At 40.2% G+C, this 19,112-nt stretch carries 18 protein-coding genes; 9 read left to right on the forward strand and 9 right to left on the reverse strand.

What is annotated here, in order from left to right; all coding sequences use genetic code 11:
- Positions 1-106: 106 nt before the first annotated feature.
- The 5 genes from WN50_RS30720 to WN50_RS00295 all read right to left on the reverse strand — a co-directional run bounded on the left by WN50_RS30720 (position 107) and on the right by WN50_RS00295 (position 8,437).
- A complete protein-coding gene (locus WN50_RS30720; RefSeq protein ID WP_152964654.1) occupies positions 107-1,417 on the reverse strand; it encodes a hypothetical protein in 1,311 nt (436 codons plus the stop codon).
- A 532-nt stretch (positions 1,418-1,949) separates the two neighbouring features.
- Positions 1,950-4,679 carry an MGH1-like glycoside hydrolase domain-containing protein gene (locus tag WN50_RS00280; RefSeq protein WP_046278779.1) on the reverse strand — a complete coding sequence of 910 codons (2,730 nt, stop codon included), beginning with the start codon at positions 4,677-4,679 and terminating at the stop codon, positions 1,950-1,952.
- Between the two features lie 203 nt (positions 4,680-4,882).
- Complete coding sequence (recN, locus tag WN50_RS00285) at positions 4,883-6,640, reverse strand: DNA repair protein RecN (RefSeq protein WP_046278778.1); 1,758 nt, start codon at positions 6,638-6,640, stop codon at positions 4,883-4,885.
- Between the two features lie 347 nt (positions 6,641-6,987).
- Positions 6,988-7,620 carry a transcription antitermination factor NusB gene (gene nusB / locus WN50_RS00290; RefSeq protein WP_046278777.1) on the reverse strand — a complete coding sequence of 211 codons (633 nt, stop codon included), beginning with the start codon at positions 7,618-7,620 and terminating at the stop codon, positions 6,988-6,990.
- Between the two features lie 88 nt (positions 7,621-7,708).
- On the reverse strand, positions 7,709-8,437 hold the full coding sequence (locus WN50_RS00295) for a DUF502 domain-containing protein (RefSeq protein WP_046278780.1): 729 nt from the start codon (positions 8,435-8,437) through the stop codon (positions 7,709-7,711).
- A gap of 416 nt (positions 8,438-8,853) precedes the next feature.
- On the opposite strand from WN50_RS00295, the gene WN50_RS00300 reads away from it, so the two are divergent.
- Together WN50_RS00300 and WN50_RS00305 are read left to right on the forward strand one after the other, a co-directional pair.
- A complete protein-coding gene (locus tag WN50_RS00300) occupies positions 8,854-9,873 on the forward strand; it encodes an aldo/keto reductase (protein WP_046278776.1) in 1,020 nt (339 codons plus the stop codon).
- A 60-nt stretch (positions 9,874-9,933) separates the two neighbouring features.
- Positions 9,934-10,230 (forward strand): DUF2470 domain-containing protein, encoded by a 297-nt coding sequence (locus WN50_RS00305; protein WP_046278775.1) that lies wholly within the window; start codon positions 9,934-9,936, stop codon positions 10,228-10,230.
- A 13-nt stretch (positions 10,231-10,243) separates the two neighbouring features.
- Here the strand turns inward: WN50_RS00305 and WN50_RS00310 are convergent, their stop codons facing one another.
- Entirely contained in the window at positions 10,244-10,912 is a 669-nt protein-coding gene (locus WN50_RS00310) for a hypothetical protein (RefSeq protein ID WP_235440781.1), read from the reverse strand.
- Positions 10,913-11,165: 253 nt separating this feature from the next.
- Between WN50_RS00310 and WN50_RS00315 the strand changes: the two genes are divergently transcribed.
- Genes WN50_RS00315 through WN50_RS00325 form a run of 3 tightly spaced genes read left to right on the forward strand, consistent with a single transcriptional unit; the run spans position 11,166 to position 12,771 of the window.
- Positions 11,166-11,486 carry a hypothetical protein gene (locus WN50_RS00315; protein ID WP_046278773.1) on the forward strand — a complete coding sequence of 107 codons (321 nt, stop codon included), beginning with the start codon at positions 11,166-11,168 and terminating at the stop codon, positions 11,484-11,486.
- A gap of 44 nt (positions 11,487-11,530) precedes the next feature.
- A complete protein-coding gene (locus WN50_RS00320; protein WP_046278772.1) occupies positions 11,531-12,070 on the forward strand; it encodes a GIY-YIG nuclease family protein in 540 nt (179 codons plus the stop codon).
- Between the two features lie 8 nt (positions 12,071-12,078).
- Positions 12,079-12,771 (forward strand): hypothetical protein, encoded by a 693-nt coding sequence (locus WN50_RS00325; RefSeq protein WP_046278771.1) that lies wholly within the window; start codon positions 12,079-12,081, stop codon positions 12,769-12,771.
- A gap of 401 nt (positions 12,772-13,172) precedes the next feature.
- Here the strand turns inward: WN50_RS00325 and WN50_RS00330 are convergent, their stop codons facing one another.
- Positions 13,173-14,576: a helix-turn-helix domain-containing protein gene (locus WN50_RS00330; protein ID WP_046278770.1), complete on the reverse strand. Its 1,404-nt coding sequence runs from the start codon at positions 14,574-14,576 to the stop codon at positions 13,173-13,175.
- A 263-nt stretch (positions 14,577-14,839) separates the two neighbouring features.
- On the opposite strand from WN50_RS00330, the gene WN50_RS00335 reads away from it, so the two are divergent.
- Both WN50_RS00335 and WN50_RS00340 read left to right on the forward strand, forming a co-directional pair.
- On the forward strand, positions 14,840-15,463 hold the full coding sequence (locus WN50_RS00335) for a hypothetical protein (protein ID WP_046278769.1): 624 nt from the start codon (positions 14,840-14,842) through the stop codon (positions 15,461-15,463).
- Positions 15,463-16,092, forward strand: coding sequence for an AHH domain-containing protein (locus WN50_RS00340; RefSeq protein WP_049557298.1), 630 nt, complete (start codon positions 15,463-15,465; stop codon positions 16,090-16,092). The genes WN50_RS00335 and WN50_RS00340 overlap by 1 nt, the downstream gene beginning before the upstream one ends.
- Positions 16,093-16,210: 118 nt before the next feature.
- On the opposite strand, the gene WN50_RS35070 is transcribed toward WN50_RS00340, so the two are convergent.
- Both WN50_RS35070 and WN50_RS36780 read right to left on the reverse strand, forming a co-directional pair.
- The gene (locus WN50_RS35070; protein ID WP_200906177.1) at positions 16,211-16,381 is read right to left on the reverse strand and encodes a hypothetical protein; all 171 of its coding nucleotides are present in this window, start codon (positions 16,379-16,381) and stop codon (positions 16,211-16,213) included.
- A gap of 83 nt (positions 16,382-16,464) precedes the next feature.
- Positions 16,465-16,599, reverse strand: a complete 135-nt coding sequence (locus WN50_RS36780) for a hypothetical protein (RefSeq protein ID WP_281062620.1) — start codon at positions 16,597-16,599, stop codon at positions 16,465-16,467.
- A 468-nt stretch (positions 16,600-17,067) separates the two neighbouring features.
- Here WN50_RS36780 and WN50_RS00345 point away from each other — a divergent pair, with 468 nt between their 5' ends.
- Together WN50_RS00345 and WN50_RS00350 are read left to right on the forward strand one after the other, a co-directional pair.
- Entirely contained in the window at positions 17,068-17,256 is a 189-nt protein-coding gene (locus WN50_RS00345; protein ID WP_046280185.1) for a hypothetical protein, read from the forward strand.
- A 171-nt stretch (positions 17,257-17,427) separates the two neighbouring features.
- Positions 17,428-18,654 (forward strand): lipid-A-disaccharide synthase-related protein, encoded by a 1,227-nt coding sequence (locus WN50_RS00350; protein WP_046280184.1) that lies wholly within the window; start codon positions 17,428-17,430, stop codon positions 18,652-18,654.
- Positions 18,655-19,112 lie beyond the last annotated feature (458 nt).

The raw sequence follows: 19,112 nt of genomic DNA on the forward strand, positions 1-19,112 counted from the left end.
TCTCTGTACTTGGTGCTTTAAGGTTTTATATGGCCAAAGCATTTCTTGCAAGAACCCCATACCTTAAGTTTTCAAGGTTAATTGCATCGATTAGATGCTGGGTTTTTCAACTGGTTGAATACCCTGCCAGTAGAGTTATTATAGCATTAGAAAGAGCCTTATATCCCCATACCTGAAGGTAGGGGCGTGTGCGGCAATTTTTGGTAACTTGGAGATTATCGATCGCCAACCCGTGATCATTCCCCGCATCGTTAGCATCTGACCAACGCAGCCAAATTTCTTGACCCGGTGCCAAAGAGAAGCCGCTAAGAGTCCCAGAAATGTCAACTCGATTGTTGTTACCATTTAATCCACCTGCGCTATTGCTGGCGACTGGCCCGGTAAAATCGAGTGCATCAACATTAGTCCAGGTGCCACCCGTGAGGTTAGTCGCACCGATCTGGTAGGCAAAATCGAGTTTCTGGGGCGTGGTATTTCCCCCATTGCGCCATTGTTCGCCCGTATAGCTAATGGAAAGAGAGGATAATGTAGTGTTCGTATCGTTGTAGAAGCGGGCGCCCGTTAGGATCTGTCCGGTTGGATTGGACGCAAGCGAACCTAAAGCGCGATCGCTACTTGAACCAAAACTATACAAAGCACCTACATTGGATGTACCCGAACCTGCGTTGTAAGTTGTGCGATTGGAATACCAACCCTCGAGGGTATTACCGTTACTCCAAACGTTACCTGTACCGGATGCGGCGAGGGAATCAAAGTTTTCAGAATAGGGAGTGCTGAGGGAAATTGTTCCTGCGGGATTAGTAACGGTTGTTTCTCCAACCACTTCAAAGTTATCAAAGCGGAATTCATTGTTACCATTTCGAGCTAAATCGTTAATCCGAATTTGGACAGACGATTGATTTTCAATAGCCGTTACTGTCGTTAAATCAATATTGGCAGTCCTCCAACTTCCCCCTGGTGTGAGGGGGGCGTTATCTAGAGATTTTGTCCAGTTGGTACCGCCATTAGTGCTATATTCAACATCAAAGGAGTTCGCCGAGTCTGACTGATAATCGAAACGCAGTGAAATGTTTTTCCAATCTCTGGTATCAAGTGCGAGTACGAGTTCCGCGTCTGGTCCATCTCCTCTGATATCATCCCAAGCGGCTGCTCTTCCGGCTGTGTGTGTGACTCCGGCGATATCTGTATAGGCAATTCCCCCTTTACCGTCATCATCGATGTCTTGATAGAACATCTGCAAGCTGGGTGTTCCTCGCAGGTTTTCGGTTTTTATGGGTAACGTTGTGCCACTACCGCTACCACTCTCATCATCATCATCATCATCGTCATCGTCATCGTCATCATCAAGATTGAGAGTATCAAACGTCCAGATCGCCATCTGTTTGACTATACCGCTATCGTTGATTGTGCTGCTCATTGGAATGGCTCTGCTCCATTTTTTATAGTTTTTACAAAACGCAGATCAATAAGTCTTGAATCTCCAAAGACTTCAAGCTCAGATGCCAGCTTTTAACCCAGAAATAACTGAAGTGATGAATAACTCTCTCTCAGGGAAATCAACGTCTTCATCCTGACTACAAGTTCAGGACATGAGCGTTTTAGAGAGATGAATAATGTCTCCCCTGGTTGGGCTTAACCTAGTGTCAGAATGAATGAGTTGACTTCTGTAAATTCACTAAGTTCAAGTTAAAGCTTTAAGGTTAATTCTAGATTAACAATCTGTAAAAATAACAGTTAGTGATGGGTTTTTTACTGAAGCTTTACATTAAGTTTAAATTTCTAGGGATTTTTCAGTTCAGCAGGAAACAGTTTTTCAAGACTAAAATTAACCACTAAGCCACAAATTCACGAAGTTTTCTCTCTTTGTGTCTCTGTGTCTTTGTGGTTTTTATTCTTGAATCTTTGACGAACTGATCATCTGTAGAACCCGCCTCTACGAAATCCTTCCTCTAGGACTCTAAGTTTTGTGAAAGGTTACTCAAAGCTGCTGAAATATACCCTTCCTGCAACACATCTTGAGGATTAACCGTAGCAGCAACCGTCATTAAACGAGCAATAACCCCTGTCCATCCGGTTTGATGACTCGCCCCAATTCCTGCACCACTGTCCCCATGAAAATACTCGTAGAATAAAATTAAATCTCGCCAATGGGGATCAGTTTGAAACTTTTCACTTTCCCCATAAAGGGGACGCTTTTGCTGATCATTTTGCAGAAAAATATTACTCAAACGACGGGTAATTTCATTCGCCACTTCCCAGAGCGTCATCCATTGACCTGAACCTGTCGGACATTCGACTTTGAAATCATCTCCATAGTAAGCATACATCTTCCGTAACGATTGGATCAACATCATATTTACAGGCATCCAAATCGGACCGCGCCAGTTAGAATTTCCCCCAAATAATCCGCTTGAAGATTCCGCCGGTTCATAATCAACCTGATAAACATTTCCTGCGACTGTAAAAATGTAGGGATTATCTTTGTGATAACGGGAAAGGGCGCGAATTCCATAATCGCTCAAAAATTCTGATTCATCCAACATTCGTTGCAATATTCGCTGTAATTTTTCGCGGTTTACTGGAGATAACAAGCATTTTCCTGTGCTGCTTGTTTGAATGGGATCGCTAATATTTTTGATACTTTTGCTATGTTCTTTGTTGAAATCTTCCATCCGCTTGGCGACTTTGGGGACTTTCTCTAAAAGTTTAGAATCGTAAACCATTGTTGCAAATAAAGGAATTAATCCGACCATAGATCGGACTTTTACCCGAGTTGAATAACCATCGGGGAAGCGCAACACATCATAATAAAAACCGTCTTCTTCATCCCACAATTCATCGGCGTTTTCTCCAATGCGATCCATTGCCATCGCAATGTACATAAAATGTTCGTAGAATTTGCAGACGAGATCTTCGTAGACGGGATTTTCTAGGGCTAATTCAAAGGCAAGGGCTAACATATCTAAGCAAAACATTGCCATCCAACTGGTGCCGTCGGCTTGTTCTAAAGTTCCTCCTCCGGGTATAATAGAACTGCGATCAAAGACTCCAATATTATCTAAACCCAAAAAACCGCCTTCAAAAACATTATTACCCTGAGCATCTTTTCGGTTGACCCACCAAGTAAAGTTCATTAACAATTTGTGAAACATACTTTCGAGGAAAACGCGATCGCCTTTGCCTTCATTTGCAAGTTTACCCATGAGATAAACTTGCGCTGTTGCCATACAATGAACAGGCGGGTTTACATCGCTAAAGTTCCACTCATAGGCGGGAATTTGACCATTCGGATGTAGATAAACTTGATTGGTCATCAACCGCAGTTGATCTTCTGCAAAATCGATATCAATCATCCCTAATACTAAACAATGAAACGCTAAGTCCCAAGCGGCAAACCAGGGATATTCCCATTTATCTGGCATGGAGAGAATATCTGCACTTTCGAGGTGAAACCATTCTTTATTGCGGCTGATAAAGCGACTCGGACAGTCAGGGGGCAAAATTTCATCATTTAACCAATCTCCTACGGGATAATAGTAGAATTGCTTCGTCCACATCATCCCCGCAAAAGCCTGACGCATGATGTTGTGAGCGTCTTCAGAAAGGGTTGAGGGAATGACACTATTATAGAATTCATCGGCTTCTTTTAGACGAGTCTTGAAGATAGATTCAAACTGATCACCAAAGGCTGTTTCTGGAGAAGAAAATGAGCGATCACTTAATCGCAATTGAATCGTTTGTTCACCCCCAGCAGGAACTTCTAATCGATAACTGGCTGCCGCTTTGGTTCCGATTTTATCCGGGTTAACAGCATCGGTTTTTCCCTCTAAAATATAGTTATTAATGCCATCTTTAACATAGGGTGAAGCATTAGGAATATTAAAGATGCGTTGCGTGTTGGTTTCGTTTTCTGTAAATAATAGAGGAACGGTGCGATCGCAATATAAATACCGTTTACCCAGTTGATGATGATCAGCCGCGATGGTTTGATCATTGAGTTGTTTGAGAGTCGGTTTGGGGGGAGTTTGAGGAAACCATGACCAATTATTTCGGAACCAAAATGTCGGTAAAACCTGTAGAGATGCCGCTTCTGGCCCCCGATTACACACCGTAATTTTAATCAGAATATCTTCTGGTGTTTCTTTGGCATATTCTATAAATACATCGAAGTAGCGATCTTCATCAAATATTCCTGTATCAATCAGTTCATATTCTAACTCTAGACGATTGCGATGACGATTGGTTTTAACTAAATCACTGTAAGGAAAGGCTTCCTGTGGATATTTATACAGGTATTTCATGTAGGAATGAGTCGGCGTACTGTCTAGATAAAAGTAATATTCTTTGACATCTTCGCCGTGATTTCCTTCACTGTTTGTTAGTCCAAAAAGGCGCTCTTTGAGAATCGGATCTTTTCCATTCCACAGGGCTAATGCAAAGCAAAATTGTTGTTGATCATCAGAAATTCCACCTAACCCATCTTCACCCCAACGATAAGCCCGAGAACGGGACTGATCATGGGTAAAATAGTCCCAAGCATTTCCGGTTTGGCTGTAGTCTTCTCGGACGGTTCCCCACTGACGTTCGCTTAAATAAGGCCCCCATTTTTTCCAAGGAATATTCTCGCTAACAGTGGCTTGCAGTCTCTGTTTTTCCGAATTAGAATTATTGGTTTCCATAGCTACTAATTGACTCCTTTAGATCGAGACTTGAAGAGAATGTCACTGGCTCTGTCTGAATTAGGATTATTTTCGCACAATTTTTGCTAAAAAAATAGAGGGTGTTTGATATGTATTTTAAATGTTTCAATTGTAGTCTTTTTTGATCTTTTATTAAGGGATGTTATCAATTCATCACTTGAAAAATCAAGACTGAATAAATTTCAGGAAATAGACGGTTTTTCCGACTGATCTTTGCTTGTTGCCTGTTGCCTGCTATAATCGGCTTGAGTCAGTAAAGAGTCTGCAAAAGCGATCGCTTCAGTAGCAGAACGTCCACTCGCCAACTGTGCTAATTCTTCGCGACGTTGATGGTTTGTTAGTTGCATCACTCGTACAACCGTTCTTTCTTCTCCTTCGCTAGAAACCTGATCACGAATCACTTCTTTTTTCACCTGAAAATGGTGATCGCCCATCGCCGCGACAATGGGTTGGTGAGTCACACATAAAACTTGATGATGTTGACTAAGTTGATGTAATTTTTGGGTAATGGCTTGGGCGACTCGTCCAGAAACACCAACATCAATTTCATCAAAGACTAACGTTCCTGAACCTGCGACTTGAGAAAAACAAGCTTTCAATGCTAACAAAAACCGACTCATTTCTCCACCTGATGCAATTTCACCCAAGGGTTGTAGCGGTTCACCGGGGTTAGGACTAAAACAAAATTCTATCTGATCTGCTCCATTAATAGTGGGTTCCATTGGGCTGATTTCGACCTCAAATTTAACCTTTTCCATCGCTAAAGGTTTGAGTTCTTCTATTAAATGAGTTTCCAATTTAGAAGCGGTTTTTTGACGCAATTGAGTTAAGCTTTCACAAGCAATCGCTAATTGTTGAGCGGTTTCTTGATAGGCTTTTTCCAAGGCTTCGAGGGATTGTTCACCTTCTTGTAATTCTTTCAGTTCAGCTTGAATTTTCTCATAATAGCTGATCACGTCGGCTAACGTTTGACCATATTTGCGACAAATTTGTTTCAGTTGTTGAATGCGATCTTCGACATCTTGGAGTCGTTGCGGATCAGACTCAAGTTGTTCACCATAACTGCTAATTTGTCGCCCCGCTTCGGTAACTTGGGCTAACGCATCTTCCACCATTGCTAAAATCGGTTGTAGTTGCGGATCATATTCCACCATATCGGTTAATAAATTTTCCGCTTGAGACAGTAAATCTGAGGCAGCTTTTCCCTCATCATTTTCATACAATCCCTGATATATTTTATAACTTTGCTGTTGAAGTTCAACCACATGACTGAGGCGATTAGATTCTTGTTTGAGTTGTTCTAATTCATCAGCATCGGTTAAATGAGCGGAGTCTAATTCTTGAGTTTGATAGAGTAATAAATCTAATCTTTGGAGACGTTGTTGTTCAAACTGACGGCGATTTTCTAAGGTATTTTTCGCTTGTGAGGCTTGGGTATAAGCTGCGGCTACTGTTTTTTTAGCAACAATTAAATCATGTCCCCCATAGAGATCTAACCATTCTCGTTGTAAACTGGGTTGACTCAGTTGTAACGTTTGACCTTGGGCGGTAATTTCGACAAAGCGATCGCGAACTTCTTCTAAGAGTTTTCGACTGATTAAAATCCCATTTAAACGGGAACGGGTGCGAAGTTTTCCGCCAGAGAGTGTAATTTCACGACAACAAACGGCGAGAGTGCCATCAACTAAATCAATTTCTTGTTGGGCTAACCAAGAGGCGATCAGGGGTTCGACTTCAAAAGTGGCTTCTAAAATGGATCGTTTTGCACCTGTACGAATCACACGACGATCTACTTTTCCGCCTAAAACTGCATCAATGGCATCGAGGATAATGGATTTTCCAGCGCCAGTTTCCCCGGTAAAAACGTTTAAACCTAATCCCAGTTCTAGATCGAGATGATCAATCAGAGCAAAATTCTCAATCCGCAGCGATAGTAGCATTTTTAGGGTTAAATTATAATCACCAATTGACTGAAAGTTTATGGCGCTACGCGCAGGCAAAAGGCAAAAGGCAAAAGGCAAAAGGCAAAAGGCAAAAGGCAAAAGGCAAAAGGCAAAAGGCAAAAGGCAAAAGGCAAAAGTTCGACTATAAAAGGTTTTCAGCTTCTTGAAAAGTTTGGCGGGACGGAAACAGACACCGCCAACTTTTCGCTTTTACCAATGTCAAATACCGTGTCGGCGTAGTGCTATAGAATAAAATCATCAAAATTATTTCCACCTATTTTGACCGTTATTAGTAACTCTTTGGGGGGTTAGAGTTACTATTATTCGGTCTTGTGTATTAAGGATTAACTCTGAATGGGAACATCAGCTTGAATTTTATCAACAGCACGACGCAATACTCCATTGAGAAATCGATAGCTTTCTTCATCGCTGTAGCGTTTAGCGAGTTCGACGGCTTCATTAACTGCGACTTGCTCTTGAACTCCCAGGTATAACAGTTCAGCTACAGCAATTCTTAAAATATCGCGATCAATTCGAGGTAAACGGCTCATTTGCCAGTCTACCATTGCTTGATTCAACAGTTCGTCAATTTCCGTGCGGTGAGTATTAACAGCCGTTAAAATATCAATGGTGTAGCCGACGACTTCTTCCTGTCGAGCCAGTTGGATCAGTTCAGGAAACTCGACAGCCGTTGCTAAACGATTAACGGCGCTCTGCGTCAGTTCAATGGCTTCTTGGATCATCGCTCTAGCACTTTGTAGATCGCTTGCTCGAAATTGACTTCCCATCAGGCGATCATTTCCCCGTTGCAATTCAACCATTGCAGTTTCTAGAGACTCTTGACTTTCGGTGGCGAGTGTCCGCACAACAGCCAAGACGATATCTTGAATTTGTTGAGTCGCGAGTTTTTCTGAACTGCTTGGAAGTTGACCAATACCTAGAACAGCGAGTTCACGAGCGCTTCGGCGAGCTTGCATAGAATTCCCCAGTGAGTTGTAATATCAAACGAGAGTTTTAGAACGAGCAGTGTTGAGGAAATATTCTCAATCTAAGGCTAATCCTTGATCATTCCTCATCTAATGGTACTGTTTGCAGTCGGTTCTCGTTAGGGATTAACCGTTCAAGTTTTTGATCGCTAACAGGATCGTTTTGAGTGGGTTTCAAGGGGGCGGTAGAATTGACAATACCACCAGACACTATAATTTTAAAGGCATCTTCGACCGATAGAGTCAGGTTCATCACCTGATTAGTCGGAACCACAGCGTACCATCCACTGGTGGGGTTGGGGGTTGTGGGAATAAAAATGCTGATCATCTGTTCCGTCATTTTTGACTGGATCTCTTCGCTGACATTTCCCGTCACAAACGCCAGTGTCCAAATTCCATGTCGGGGATATTCAACTAAAACCACACGACGAAACTTATCGTTAGAATCTTTGAGCAGGGTTTCTAAAATCTGTTTGAGGGTTTTATAGACTGAACCCGCCAGAGGGATTGCTTGCAGGATTTGTTCGCCGAAATCAAGCAGCCAGCGACCCACAATGTTACGGGCCATTAACCCAATGAATAAGATCCCCAAAAGCGGAACCGCTAATCCCACAACAACGTTGAGTAAGTTAACTAAAATGGGATGCAGTCCATCAAAGGGATTAACCTGTTTAGGAATTCGCGTCAAAAACTCAATCACCGAACTGGCGATGGTAATCGTTAACCAAATAGTCGTCGCCAAGGGGATAACGACTAATAAACCTGCGATCAGGTCACTTTTTAAATCTTGTTTTAAACGTTGAAACACAGAGCGTCCACTCTCCTCTTGTATTGGGGCTGGGGGTCGTTGATCAAATTTAGGTTCTCGGGAATCCCGATGATTTTTGGTGGACATTACCATCCATTTTAGTGGGTTTTATAAAATCCCTGGCTGCCGTTGACCAAGGGTTAGGATCAAAGCCATGACTTATACATATTACTTCTACCAATTGTAAAGAATTGTTGCAAGCTCCATCAGGCTTAGATTATCTCAGCCTGTCGGGATCAAGCCGATGTAGCTGTTGACATCTGGCGATGAACAGCTTGAACTCGCTTGAACCAGATTTAATAATTGTAAGTCACCAGGAGCGTAGGGGTAATTCATCAATCACCTCTAGCAGTCATGAAATCAAGAGGCAATTTTTCTCTAAACTGGAGAGTGTCTGTTAACCATCACTCCTGAACATGAGTCTACCAACTTCTAGTCGCTATCAATTTACTGATGATTTAAACATCTGTCGAATTTTAAATGGGATGTGGCAAGTTTCCGGCTATCACGGACGTATTGACCCCAAAGCCGCGATTGACAGTATGTTTCAATATATGGACGCGGGTTATACGACCTGGGATCTGGCCGATCATTATGGCCCTGCGGAAGATTTTATTGGTGAGTTTCGCAAACAAATTGTTAATCAACGGGGTCAAGAAGCTTTAGCAAATCTACAAGCGTTTACAAAATGGGTACCTCGACCGGGGAAAATGACTAAAGCGGTGGTTGAGAAAAATATTGATATTTCTCGTCAACGAATGGGTGTAGAAACTCTGGATTTGTTACAGTTTCATTGGTGGGAATATCGCGATAAAAGTTATTTAGACGCTCTACACCACATGAGCGAATTGCAGTCTGAGGGGAAAATCAAACATTTAGCGTTAACGAATTTTGATACCGAACATCTGAAAATTATTGTTGAAAATGGCATCAAAATTGTTTCTAATCAAGTACAGTTTTCTTTGGTCGATCAGCGTCCGTTGCAGCAGATGGTTGAATATTGCCAAAAACAGGATATTAAGCTTTTACCCTATGGGGTTTTGTGTGGAGGCTTTTTATCAGAAAAGTATTTGAACCAACCCGAACCGCAAAATTTTCAGCTTGAAACCGTCAGCTTGAAAAAGTATAAAAATATGATTGATGCTTGGGGCGGTTGGAGTTTATTTCAAGAGCTATTAACGACGCTCAAAACCCTAGCTGATCAACATCAAGTGAGTCTTTCTAATGTGGCGGTGCGTTATATTCTCGAACAGCCAACTGTTGCGGGGACGATGATTGGTTCGCGTTTAGGGATTTCTGAACATCTTGCTGAAAATGCTCGGGTGTTTGAATTTAGTTTAGATCCCGAAGATTATCAGAAAATTCAGGCGGTTACTGAAAAATCTCAAGACTTATTCCGAATGATTGGAGACTGTGGGGATGAATACCGTCGTTAGGATGCCCTTTGAGTTCGATTGTTGTATGATTAATAAAACTGGAATTAAGGAATTAAAACCATGTCAGCAGAACCTTTAACCCCAGAAATTAGCGATCGCATTTGCGCTCATATGAATGAGGATCACACTGAAGCCATTTTGCTTTATGCCCAAATCTTTGCTCAAGCTCCCAATGCTACCTCGGCTCGTATGGTTTCTATTGATCCAGAAGGAATGAATCTAACCGCATTAGTCGAAGAAAAATCTACACCTCTGCACGTTTCGTTTGAGCGGAAACTTGAGAATTCTGAAGACGCTCATCATACCCTGATTGAGATGGCTAAACAAGCTCGGAAAATGTCTCAGGAAGTGGGTTAAATTTCCCTAAACGTTAGAGAACGTCGTCGGGTCTTTTTTGTAGTTTTTTGATGGCTTGATTTAAGCGTTGAAGATAGGGTTTTACCAGCTCTCGATTTTGTCGATCGAGTTTAACAACTTGTCGATGAAGTCGAGCGAGTTTTACATCAACAGGCGCAGAAATTGAGGAAGATTTAGAGGCGGGAGTCTCAGACTGTTGGGTTGAAATAGCGGTTTGTTTCACCGCTTCTATCGCTTCTTCGATTAATTTTATGCGGACATTCATCACTTCCCAATCTTGCTGTCTAATCACATCATGTTCTAAACTTTGAGTGACTCGCTGCAACTCCGTTAACACTTCAGTAATCGGATCAAGTTCACTCGCTTCAGAGGGAGAATTTTGCATCTGTTCGTGTAGAGAATCAACGACTATATGAACATCTGCGATCACAGATTCGGTATATTGTCGGATTTGCTGTTCAAAGCGTTGTCTGTTAATCAAGTTTAGCCAAAGTGCTGCACTGATAGGAGTTGCAGCATATAAAATCTGCCTGTACCACGCAGCAGCAACCAGAGAACCAATTGTTGATCCAATCACAGAAGCGTACTCGGCAATTTTAAACCAATCCGTTGATGTTCTAGAACCTGTTAAAGAAGAGGCTTCTCTATTGTGCATGGCGATCGCTACAACAAACAGTGACAAAGCAATGCTAACCCAAACGGGGACTGATCACTCCATTCGACCCCAAAATTAGAATACTGTCTATCAGGCTGCGTCTTGAGTTATCAGCCTTTTTCATAATACTTCACAATTTTCCCGGTGTTTCAGCGTTGGGAACTGTCCCCAATCGTCTTATGATGATCTCAGGGACATTTAGAGAAAGCATAACCTTGATTAACGGCTATTTTGTTGGTTCATCATTTGTTCCCCTTGTCAAGTTTTAGGTGAATGTGTAATGGGTCTAAAAATCATTGAAAGTTTTGATGCCAGTTTTACTCTCGATCCACAAGCAAAAACGATATTATTTGGCTTACTGACGAGTCAAACGTTTCTCAATCAACTGAGTCAGCAACTTCAGGGAAAATCTGTTGAATTCACTGAACTTTTATTTCAACCCGTTCCTTATAGCCTTCAAACTCCGAAAGGAATGCCAAGCGAATTTGAACAATACCATGAGTCGGAGGATTATATTATTGTTAATGTTCCTCCAAACTTTATGTTTCAAGCCAAAATCTTTAAACCCAGTCGCTTGTGTGCGATTTACCGTCAAGCTTAATTGCCGTTAAACTTAGCCGGATTTCTCTAGAACTTAACCTAACAATGACCACTCAAACCGAAATTTCTACTTTAGCCAGTTTAGACAATATTTCCTACATTGACGAACAAGGTCTACTTCCCCTCTCGTTGCAAGGAAAAATAGGAGTTTACGCTATATTTAATCGCGATCAAATCTTACAATATGTCGGTTATTCTCGCGATATTTATCTCAGCTTAAAACAACATTTAGTTCGCAAACCTCAAGACTGTTATGGGGTGAAAGTACAAACGATTGAACGTCCGAGTCGCACGATTTTAGAAGAAATACGACAGGCTTGGATCGCTGAAAATGGTTCAGTTCCCATCGGAAATGAAGCGCAAGCTGAACAATGGAATCAAGCGATTAATGTCAAACCATTGATGACAGAGGCAGAAAAGGCGACCTATGAAAAAAGCGACGGACTTGATCAAGAAAAGCTCTTAAAAAATGTTGCCAGACGAATAGAAGCTGATCTTTTACAGATTCTAAAAGAACGGGGTTTACAAGAAGAAATTCGCTTCAATCCCAAACTTAAAACCAGTGGTTTATTAGATTTAAAATAAATAAAAAAATGGGATTTCAACTCAGGAACGTTATTCCTTGGGGACGCAGCTTTGAAGATTATCTAGAAATGTTTGCGTTAACTCCCGAGGAATTAGCACTTTCTATTCTAGATTGTGCGGGTGGCCCTGCTAGCTTTAATTGCGAGATGAAACGCCGAGGATATCAAGTCATTTCTTGTGATCCGGTTTATCAGTTTTCAGCCGATGAAATTGATCAGCGCATTCAAGCTACTTATTCAACTGTTATCGATCAACTGGATCAAAATAAAGATGATTATGTTTGGGAAAATGTTAAATCTCCTGAACATTTAGGAGAGTTAAGAATGGCGGCGATGCAGCAATTTTTAGAGGATTTTATTCAAGGAAAAGAACAAGGACGGTATTTAACCGCAGAGTTACCGAAATTACCCTTTAATTCTAAACAGTTTGACTTGGCATTATGCAGTCATTTATTGTTTACTTATTCTCAACATTTATCATTAGAATTTAATCTAGAATCTCTGTTAGAATTGTGTCGAGTGGCGGCGGAAGTGAGAATTTTTCCCTTGTTGGATCTCGCTGGAAATCTCTCACCCTATTTGACTCCCGTCATTAGCACTTTACAACAGCAAGGATGGATGGTACAAATTGAAGCCGTTTCCTATGAATTTCAAAAAGGAGGAAATCAAATGTTGAGACTTTTTCAACCAGCTATAACTTAGAGATTTTTCTGTTTTTTGATTAACCAATAGGCGATCATTTCTGCTTTCCCTTTGACAGAAATTTTACCTCGTTTTTTAAAGCCATATTGACCTTTTCAGCGTTCATAAGTGGCTTCGGTGACTTGAATTCGTCCGGGTGTTCCTGAAGATTCTATTTAGCTGAATATAACCCGATGAAGTGATTTAGGCAGTTAATCACCCATTAGAATATAACAGATTAAAATAGGCAAAAGAAGAATATTCTCCTTTTGCCTGATTCCATTAAATAAATATAAAAAAGCCAGTTTGTAGGCAACAATAAATCAGTTATTTAGTTAGATAATTGTCTCGTTTCCATTTTTACTTCAGGCGTTTCGGGTTATATAAAACCGATTCTACTGGGAAACCAACAATTAAAGATATTATTGATTTACTCCTTTTTTTACCATATAGATTTTAAACAAAGGGTTAAGAAAAAATTTAGAGTGATTGGCTTCTTTTCTTTTTTCTACTAACCCTCGACGTTGTAAAGATTGTATTCCATTGATAACTTCATCCCTGGATAATTTTAACTCTAATATCATAGGTTCAATCTCTACTTCCTTTGATTGATTTGCCATTTCAATCATAATTTGTTTTTCCATTACAGATAACCGTTGCCAATGGCTCTGTAAAAGGGGTTCTAAATCTCCTAAAAATACAGTTTTACTATTTAAAAACTGAGAAACACAACCGTTAAATAAGTTATCTATTGTATTAGCAATAAGTTTTAACGCTACAGGATGACCCTGATACAGTTCAATCAACTCTAACCATTGTTCCTCATCCAGTAATTCTTTTTCTTGCAAAAGTGCTTTTCCGCCCTCTCCTAACCCTTGTAAATGTAAAGTTCTAATACAAGAATTTATTCCCTCTAATGTGGCAATTTCTCTCGCTTTTTCCCAACTCAGAAGTATTAAACAACTAGGATGGTATGAAGTCGAAATTTGTTTAAAAAATAAGCCATAATCTTCATAATCAGGTAAATATTGACCTGCTAATTGTCCTGAACACAAAATAGATTGCAGATCATCTAAAATGAGTAAACAACGATAAGAGCGAAAATAATCTAAGATAGTGGCTAAGGGAGAATCTCCTATTTGAGATAAACATTGAATTAAATTTGTTTTCAATTCTGATAATAGGGGTTTGTGACTCAAACTCCGCCAAATAATGATATCAAATTCCTGTTTAATTTCTTTAATAAGTTGAACTGCGATCGCACTTTTCCCAATTTCACTCAGTCCGTATATTGTAATGAGTCGCATCTGTTCTTCTAATATCCATTGTTTCAGGGTGGAGAGTTCAGAAGTGCGATCGTAAAAACTTAAAACTTCAGGTGCTTCTGTTAAATCAGAATATTTTTTAGGTTGATTTAGATTGGAATTATTGTTATTAGGCGGGTGCGATCTATCTTTTTGTAAATTGGGGTTCTGATGTTGTGTTATTTCTGAAGATTGTGAATTTTCACTATTCAAATTAACGCTATTATTTACAATATTTACACAATTATTCTTGATATTACTAGAAGAACCTAATGTTTCAAAAAGAGAACGAAAGTTTGACTGTTTTATATCTTCCTCTAGGATATCAGATAGAACTTTCCATAATTTCCAAGCTTGTTTTTTAACATGATCATGACTACAGTTATAATTCTCTGCGATTTCTCCGTATTTTTGACCTTGCCAAGTTCCTTCTAGGATCGCTTTTTGCAGAGAGTCGAGATGTTTTCCCGTTTTAGCGAACACCTGTTCATCAGTCCACTGCAAGACTTCTTGAATATTCATAAATGTAGGTGAGGTTGTCGTTGAGTCTGAATTTTCCCCACTTTATCCCACTTTTTGCAATTATGGGAACTTTTTCCCACTTTTTCCCACGATTTGAGAACCGGAAATATTTAAAACTTCCCACAATATACCACTATTTTCGCTTGTGTCAACCACCAATAAGATGATATGTTATTGAGAACAATGCAATTATTAAATTTTATAATTCAACACAAAAACTTCGTAAATTTCAGATTATCTAGTTTTTCATTAGGAGAGCGATCATGGCATCAGGATCTAATTCAGTTCATTTTCAAACAAAATTTTTAATTGGCTGGGCAATTTTTGGATTAGTTGTTGGGATGGGTCTGTTAATCTCTGAAATGAATTCACCTTCAGGAAGTTTTAATGGAATTGGAGAGGTTTTAAGCTATGTTCTTCTTATTATTCCATGTTCGGTCGTTCTCGGTGGTTTCTGTTTGTTAATTGACGGCCTTTTTCTTCATCAAGGTACATTTTCACAAGTAACTCATCCAGAATGGTTTTGGTATGTTTACCCAGTTTTCTTTATCTGGTCACTTACCCTATCTTTTGTATTGGGTTTATTAGGTATCAAAAGTTCTAGTTCTGGAAGACCATTCCCTCCAATTCCCCCAGAAGATGTTAAAAGAGAAGTAGATAATATGACCATTGATGACTTTTTGAAAAAGTTTGATGAAGCGATAAAACAAGGAGAAAAACAAGGAAAAATAAAGCCTGAACAGCAAAAAATTATTCGTAAACTCCGAAAATTGGATCGTTCAAAATATAATAAACGTTTCCAAGAAATTTTTAATTCTAATGAGTTAGATGAGATTTTTGAATTATTGATACAAGTGTTAAGGTTACTAGGACGGAGAGTAGGATAATGGGACAGGAAAAAAGATATTTTGAAAATATTACAATTGATAAAGGTTCTTTGCTCTCAAAACAGCTTAATATTGAGCCGGGAGATTATTTTGGAGAATTTGATTGCAATAACGAAAAGCTACTACTAACAAAACAAAGAAATACTAAGAATCGTAAAATCTATGAGATGACTGTAACTTATGAACAATTATTAGTAATATTAATATATGCTGCAAGAGTTCAAGGAGATAAGTTTACTCCTGAAGATTTAGCAGCTATGACGAAGATTATTAGAAAATCTTCTCCAATCAAGAAATCGAGTAATTCAGATGTAGCACATCACATTATACCTTTGGAAGTCTGTGAAAAAAGTAAATTGATCCTGGCTGCCAAAAGATATGACTGTTTTGATGAAAACAGCCGTATAAATTTTTTAAAAGTACCCCTTTATTTTCATATAGGAGCTCATCCAAAATACTCAAAACTTGTAGAGGATATTCTTGATGATAGATGGTCTGATTTAGTAGAGTGTGGACAAGAAAATGATCGTAATGCAATTAGGGAGGTTATAGAAGAAGTGATCCAATACTTAACTGACATGATAAAGGAAATGAAGGCGAGTGGAGTTTGTATAATCAACGATATTTAACGAAATAACGGTTGAATAATCTGCAATATCAGTTATTCTTATATCTGCTTGTAAGTTAGGCTTGGGGAGGGTTTAGTAATATTTGGGTGAAGTGAAAAAGCTCTCGAAGAACCCGCCCCTACAAATTTCTGAAAAGTCGAGACTGTATAATTTCTTGCAATTTCTGTTGAACTTCTGGTTTCACATTTAACTCCACATCAGGATCACCAAAATATTCCTCTAGGCATTGCTCAACGGTGTGCCGAATTAAATCTTGAAGTTGTTCTACAGTCAGATTACTTACCAACATTGTTAATCCCCTATCGGTTCAACGCTTACTTTTTGATGGAGTTCATCACTGGCTTTTGCTGATTTTGCACCTCTAGCGATCGCTTAACTGGCTTCACTCAGCCTTAAAATCGGTTTCGCGATCCAACGAGAGGTTAAAATCCCCAATCCAGTCGCTAAGATTACAGCGATAATACAGAGTAAAATTGTGATCGGAGTATTGGCATTAATTTGTTGCATCAAATCTGATTGTCTCTCTTGTTAAATATTTAACTAACGTTTAATGGGATAGATTTCGTTATTCAGGGCTGATCAATATCACTGATCGGTCACTATTAGCCCATATTTTTAGAGCTTGAATCGCGTTGATACAATTAGAATTATAGTATTATAACAACTGATAAGCGTTCACCACAGAATCTATGTGTTTCGTCAATATTTGAGACTCATTACAGGTGTAGATACCCATGATGGATTAACATCTTGATGGGTCACTCCCCACTTCCCAAAATAGGAAAACCTGATAGAGAATAAGCTGTAGAACTGAAAAATCATTTGGTTTTTGCTAGCAGGATGGACTGAAGTAAAACAGACTCGCTAGAAAGATACCAAACAATTTTTTTTAATTCAAGCGGGTGATTGCAATCACCCAGTTTTCCCCCTAAAAAGGGTTAGTTATTCGCATTTGTAGAGATTGGGGTTAATCACATGAAACGCACAATTCTATTAGGTTGGTTAATCTTATCAACAGGCTTTACAGCGACTCAGATGTTGGGCTGGACTGCCACGTTATCGAGACTATCTAACAATAAAGTGACGATTATCGCTGATTACACCGGAAACGATGAGGATGGCGAGCGAGAGGATGTCAAAACCAAACCCGAAACTGAGTCATAGATTTTATTTTCTAAGTTAATCCGCCGTTGGGAAGCTCAAAATTTTGAGGCGAAGCAAGCCGTTAAAACCCCTAATTGTTAACTCAGTCTGAACAGTCTGAGCGATAGCAGCTTCACTTCTGTCTTCTGTACTGCTAATCTGACAGAAAGAACGTCAATCTGTCTTAGATACGTGAAATTATTGTGTCTCAGTAATGGTCACGGGGAAGATGCGATCGCAGTTCGCATTTTGCAGCAATTACAACGTCTTCCAAACCCTCCCCAGTTAGCCGCTTTGCCTTTAGTTGGAGAGGGAAAAGCCTACCATCAACTCGAAAATGTGCCGATCGCAGGTCCGGTTCAGCCCATGCCTTCAGGTGGCTTTATCTACATGGATGGCAAACAATTGTTGCGAGATGTCCAGGGTGGTTTATTGCAGCTTACTCGCATTCAATTTCAAATTGTTCGCAGTTGGGCGAAACAGGGAGCATCCATCCTCGCCGTTGGGGATATTGTACCGCTACTGTTTGCATGGCTCAGTGGCGCAAGCTACGCTTTTGTGGGAACCGCAAAGTCAGAGTATTACTTGCGGGATGAACTTGGGCCTGTCTCACGTCAGTCTTGGATGCAGCGTTGGGAAGGCTGGTCAGGTTCGGTTTATCTTCCTTGGGAACGGGGGTTAATGAGTCATTCTCGCTGCAAAGCGGTTTTTCCGAGAGATCGTTTAACGACTGAAACCCTCTTAAAATGGTCAATTCCTGCCTTTGATCTGGGAAACCCGATGATGGATGATTTGCAACCACAAATTACTCCCATTTCTAACTGCAACGAAACGCTGACCATCACACTTTTACCGGGTTCTCGCTTCCCAGAAGCCTCTGAAAATTGGCAACGGATCATTCAAGCGGTGACTGACTTAGTTCAAGGGTTTTCTCCTCAGCAAAAATGGGTCTTTTTAGCCGCGATCGCTCCCTCGTTAGAGTTCAACCCCTTCGATGAGTATTTGAGCCGTTTAGGGTGGCAAAAAACACCTGTAGAGGAAGCTTTAGAGGTTCAATACAGTTGGAAAAATGCCACAATCATTTTAACGCCGCGCTTTAATGATTGTTTGCATCAAGGAGATATGGCGATCGCGATGGCGGGAACCGCAACGGAACAGTTTGTGGGCTTAGGAAAACCTGCGATCGCCATTCCCGGTAAAGGCCCACAATTCACCCCGAGATTTGTAGAAGCCCAAAGTCGTTTGTTAGGGCCTTCGTTAATTTTAGTTGAATCTCCTGGGGATATTCCTGATGTTGTGCGATCGCTTTTAGCAGATAAAAATCGCTTAAAATTCATTGCAGAAAATGGTCAAAAAAGAATGGGACAACCCGGTGCCTCTCACCGAATTGCCCAATGTTTAATCGAAAAACTAATTTAAGCGCCGCTAGCGGTTTTATTTTCGCTCCTGATTTTGATTGCTGTGGAGAACCGCACATCTGTAGGGGCGCTCTGTAGGGGCGGGTTCTAAGTTTACCTTTGATTCCCACAAACAACTATTTTGACATACTCCCCATTTCTAAAGAAAGGGGATTCTCCAAGCCTCACGGCTTTGGATTACTGATTCATTGACAACCCTTACAGCAAGCTAGTTTCCTAACCTACTCCAGAGGGGTGAGTCTCCCCAGTCGTTCATCCCATTTCAGAGATAGTTTCGGTATGCCCTACCGTACTTGAGAAAAAAATGCTTTGTTCTCTGTACTTGGTGCTTTAAGGTTTTATATGGCCAAAGCATTTCTTGCAAGAACCCCATACCTTAAGTTTTCAAGGTTAATTGCATCGATTAGATGCTGGGTTTTTCAACTGGTTGAATACCCTGCCAGTAGAGTTATTATAGCA

The sequence above is a fragment of the Limnoraphis robusta CS-951 genome, assembly GCF_000972705.2.

Bases quoted from the DNA above. Each gene is read 5' to 3' on its own strand.
- WN50_RS30720 (WP_152964654.1), bottom strand. From the start codon at position 1,417: ATGAGCAGCACAATCAACGATAGCGGTATAGTCAAACAGATGGCGATC.
- WN50_RS00345 (WP_046280185.1), top strand. From the start codon at position 17,068: ATGAAACGCACAATTCTATTAGGTTGGTTAATCTTATCAACAGGCTTT.
- WN50_RS00340 (WP_049557298.1), top strand. From the start codon at position 15,463: ATGGGACAGGAAAAAAGATATTTTGAAAATATTACAATTGATAAAGGT.
- WN50_RS00330 (WP_046278770.1), bottom strand. From the start codon at position 14,576: ATGAATATTCAAGAAGTCTTGCAGTGGACTGATGAACAGGTGTTCGCT.
- WN50_RS00280 (WP_046278779.1), bottom strand. From the start codon at position 4,679: ATGGAAACCAATAATTCTAATTCGGAAAAACAGAGACTGCAAGCCACT.
- WN50_RS36780 (WP_281062620.1), bottom strand. From the start codon at position 16,599: ATGCAACAAATTAATGCCAATACTCCGATCACAATTTTACTCTGTATT.
- WN50_RS35070 (WP_200906177.1), bottom strand. From the start codon at position 16,381: ATGTTGGTAAGTAATCTGACTGTAGAACAACTTCAAGATTTAATTCGG.
- WN50_RS00325 (WP_046278771.1), top strand. From the start codon at position 12,079: ATGGGATTTCAACTCAGGAACGTTATTCCTTGGGGACGCAGCTTTGAA.
- nusB (WP_046278777.1), bottom strand. From the start codon at position 7,620: ATGCAAGCTCGCCGAAGCGCTCGTGAACTCGCTGTTCTAGGTATTGGT.
- WN50_RS00300 (WP_046278776.1), top strand. From the start codon at position 8,854: ATGAGTCTACCAACTTCTAGTCGCTATCAATTTACTGATGATTTAAAC.
- WN50_RS00305 (WP_046278775.1), top strand. From the start codon at position 9,934: ATGTCAGCAGAACCTTTAACCCCAGAAATTAGCGATCGCATTTGCGCT.
- WN50_RS00335 (WP_046278769.1), top strand. From the start codon at position 14,840: ATGGCATCAGGATCTAATTCAGTTCATTTTCAAACAAAATTTTTAATT.
- recN (WP_046278778.1), bottom strand. From the start codon at position 6,640: ATGCTACTATCGCTGCGGATTGAGAATTTTGCTCTGATTGATCATCTC.
- WN50_RS00315 (WP_046278773.1), top strand. From the start codon at position 11,166: ATGGGTCTAAAAATCATTGAAAGTTTTGATGCCAGTTTTACTCTCGAT.
- WN50_RS00320 (WP_046278772.1), top strand. From the start codon at position 11,531: ATGACCACTCAAACCGAAATTTCTACTTTAGCCAGTTTAGACAATATT.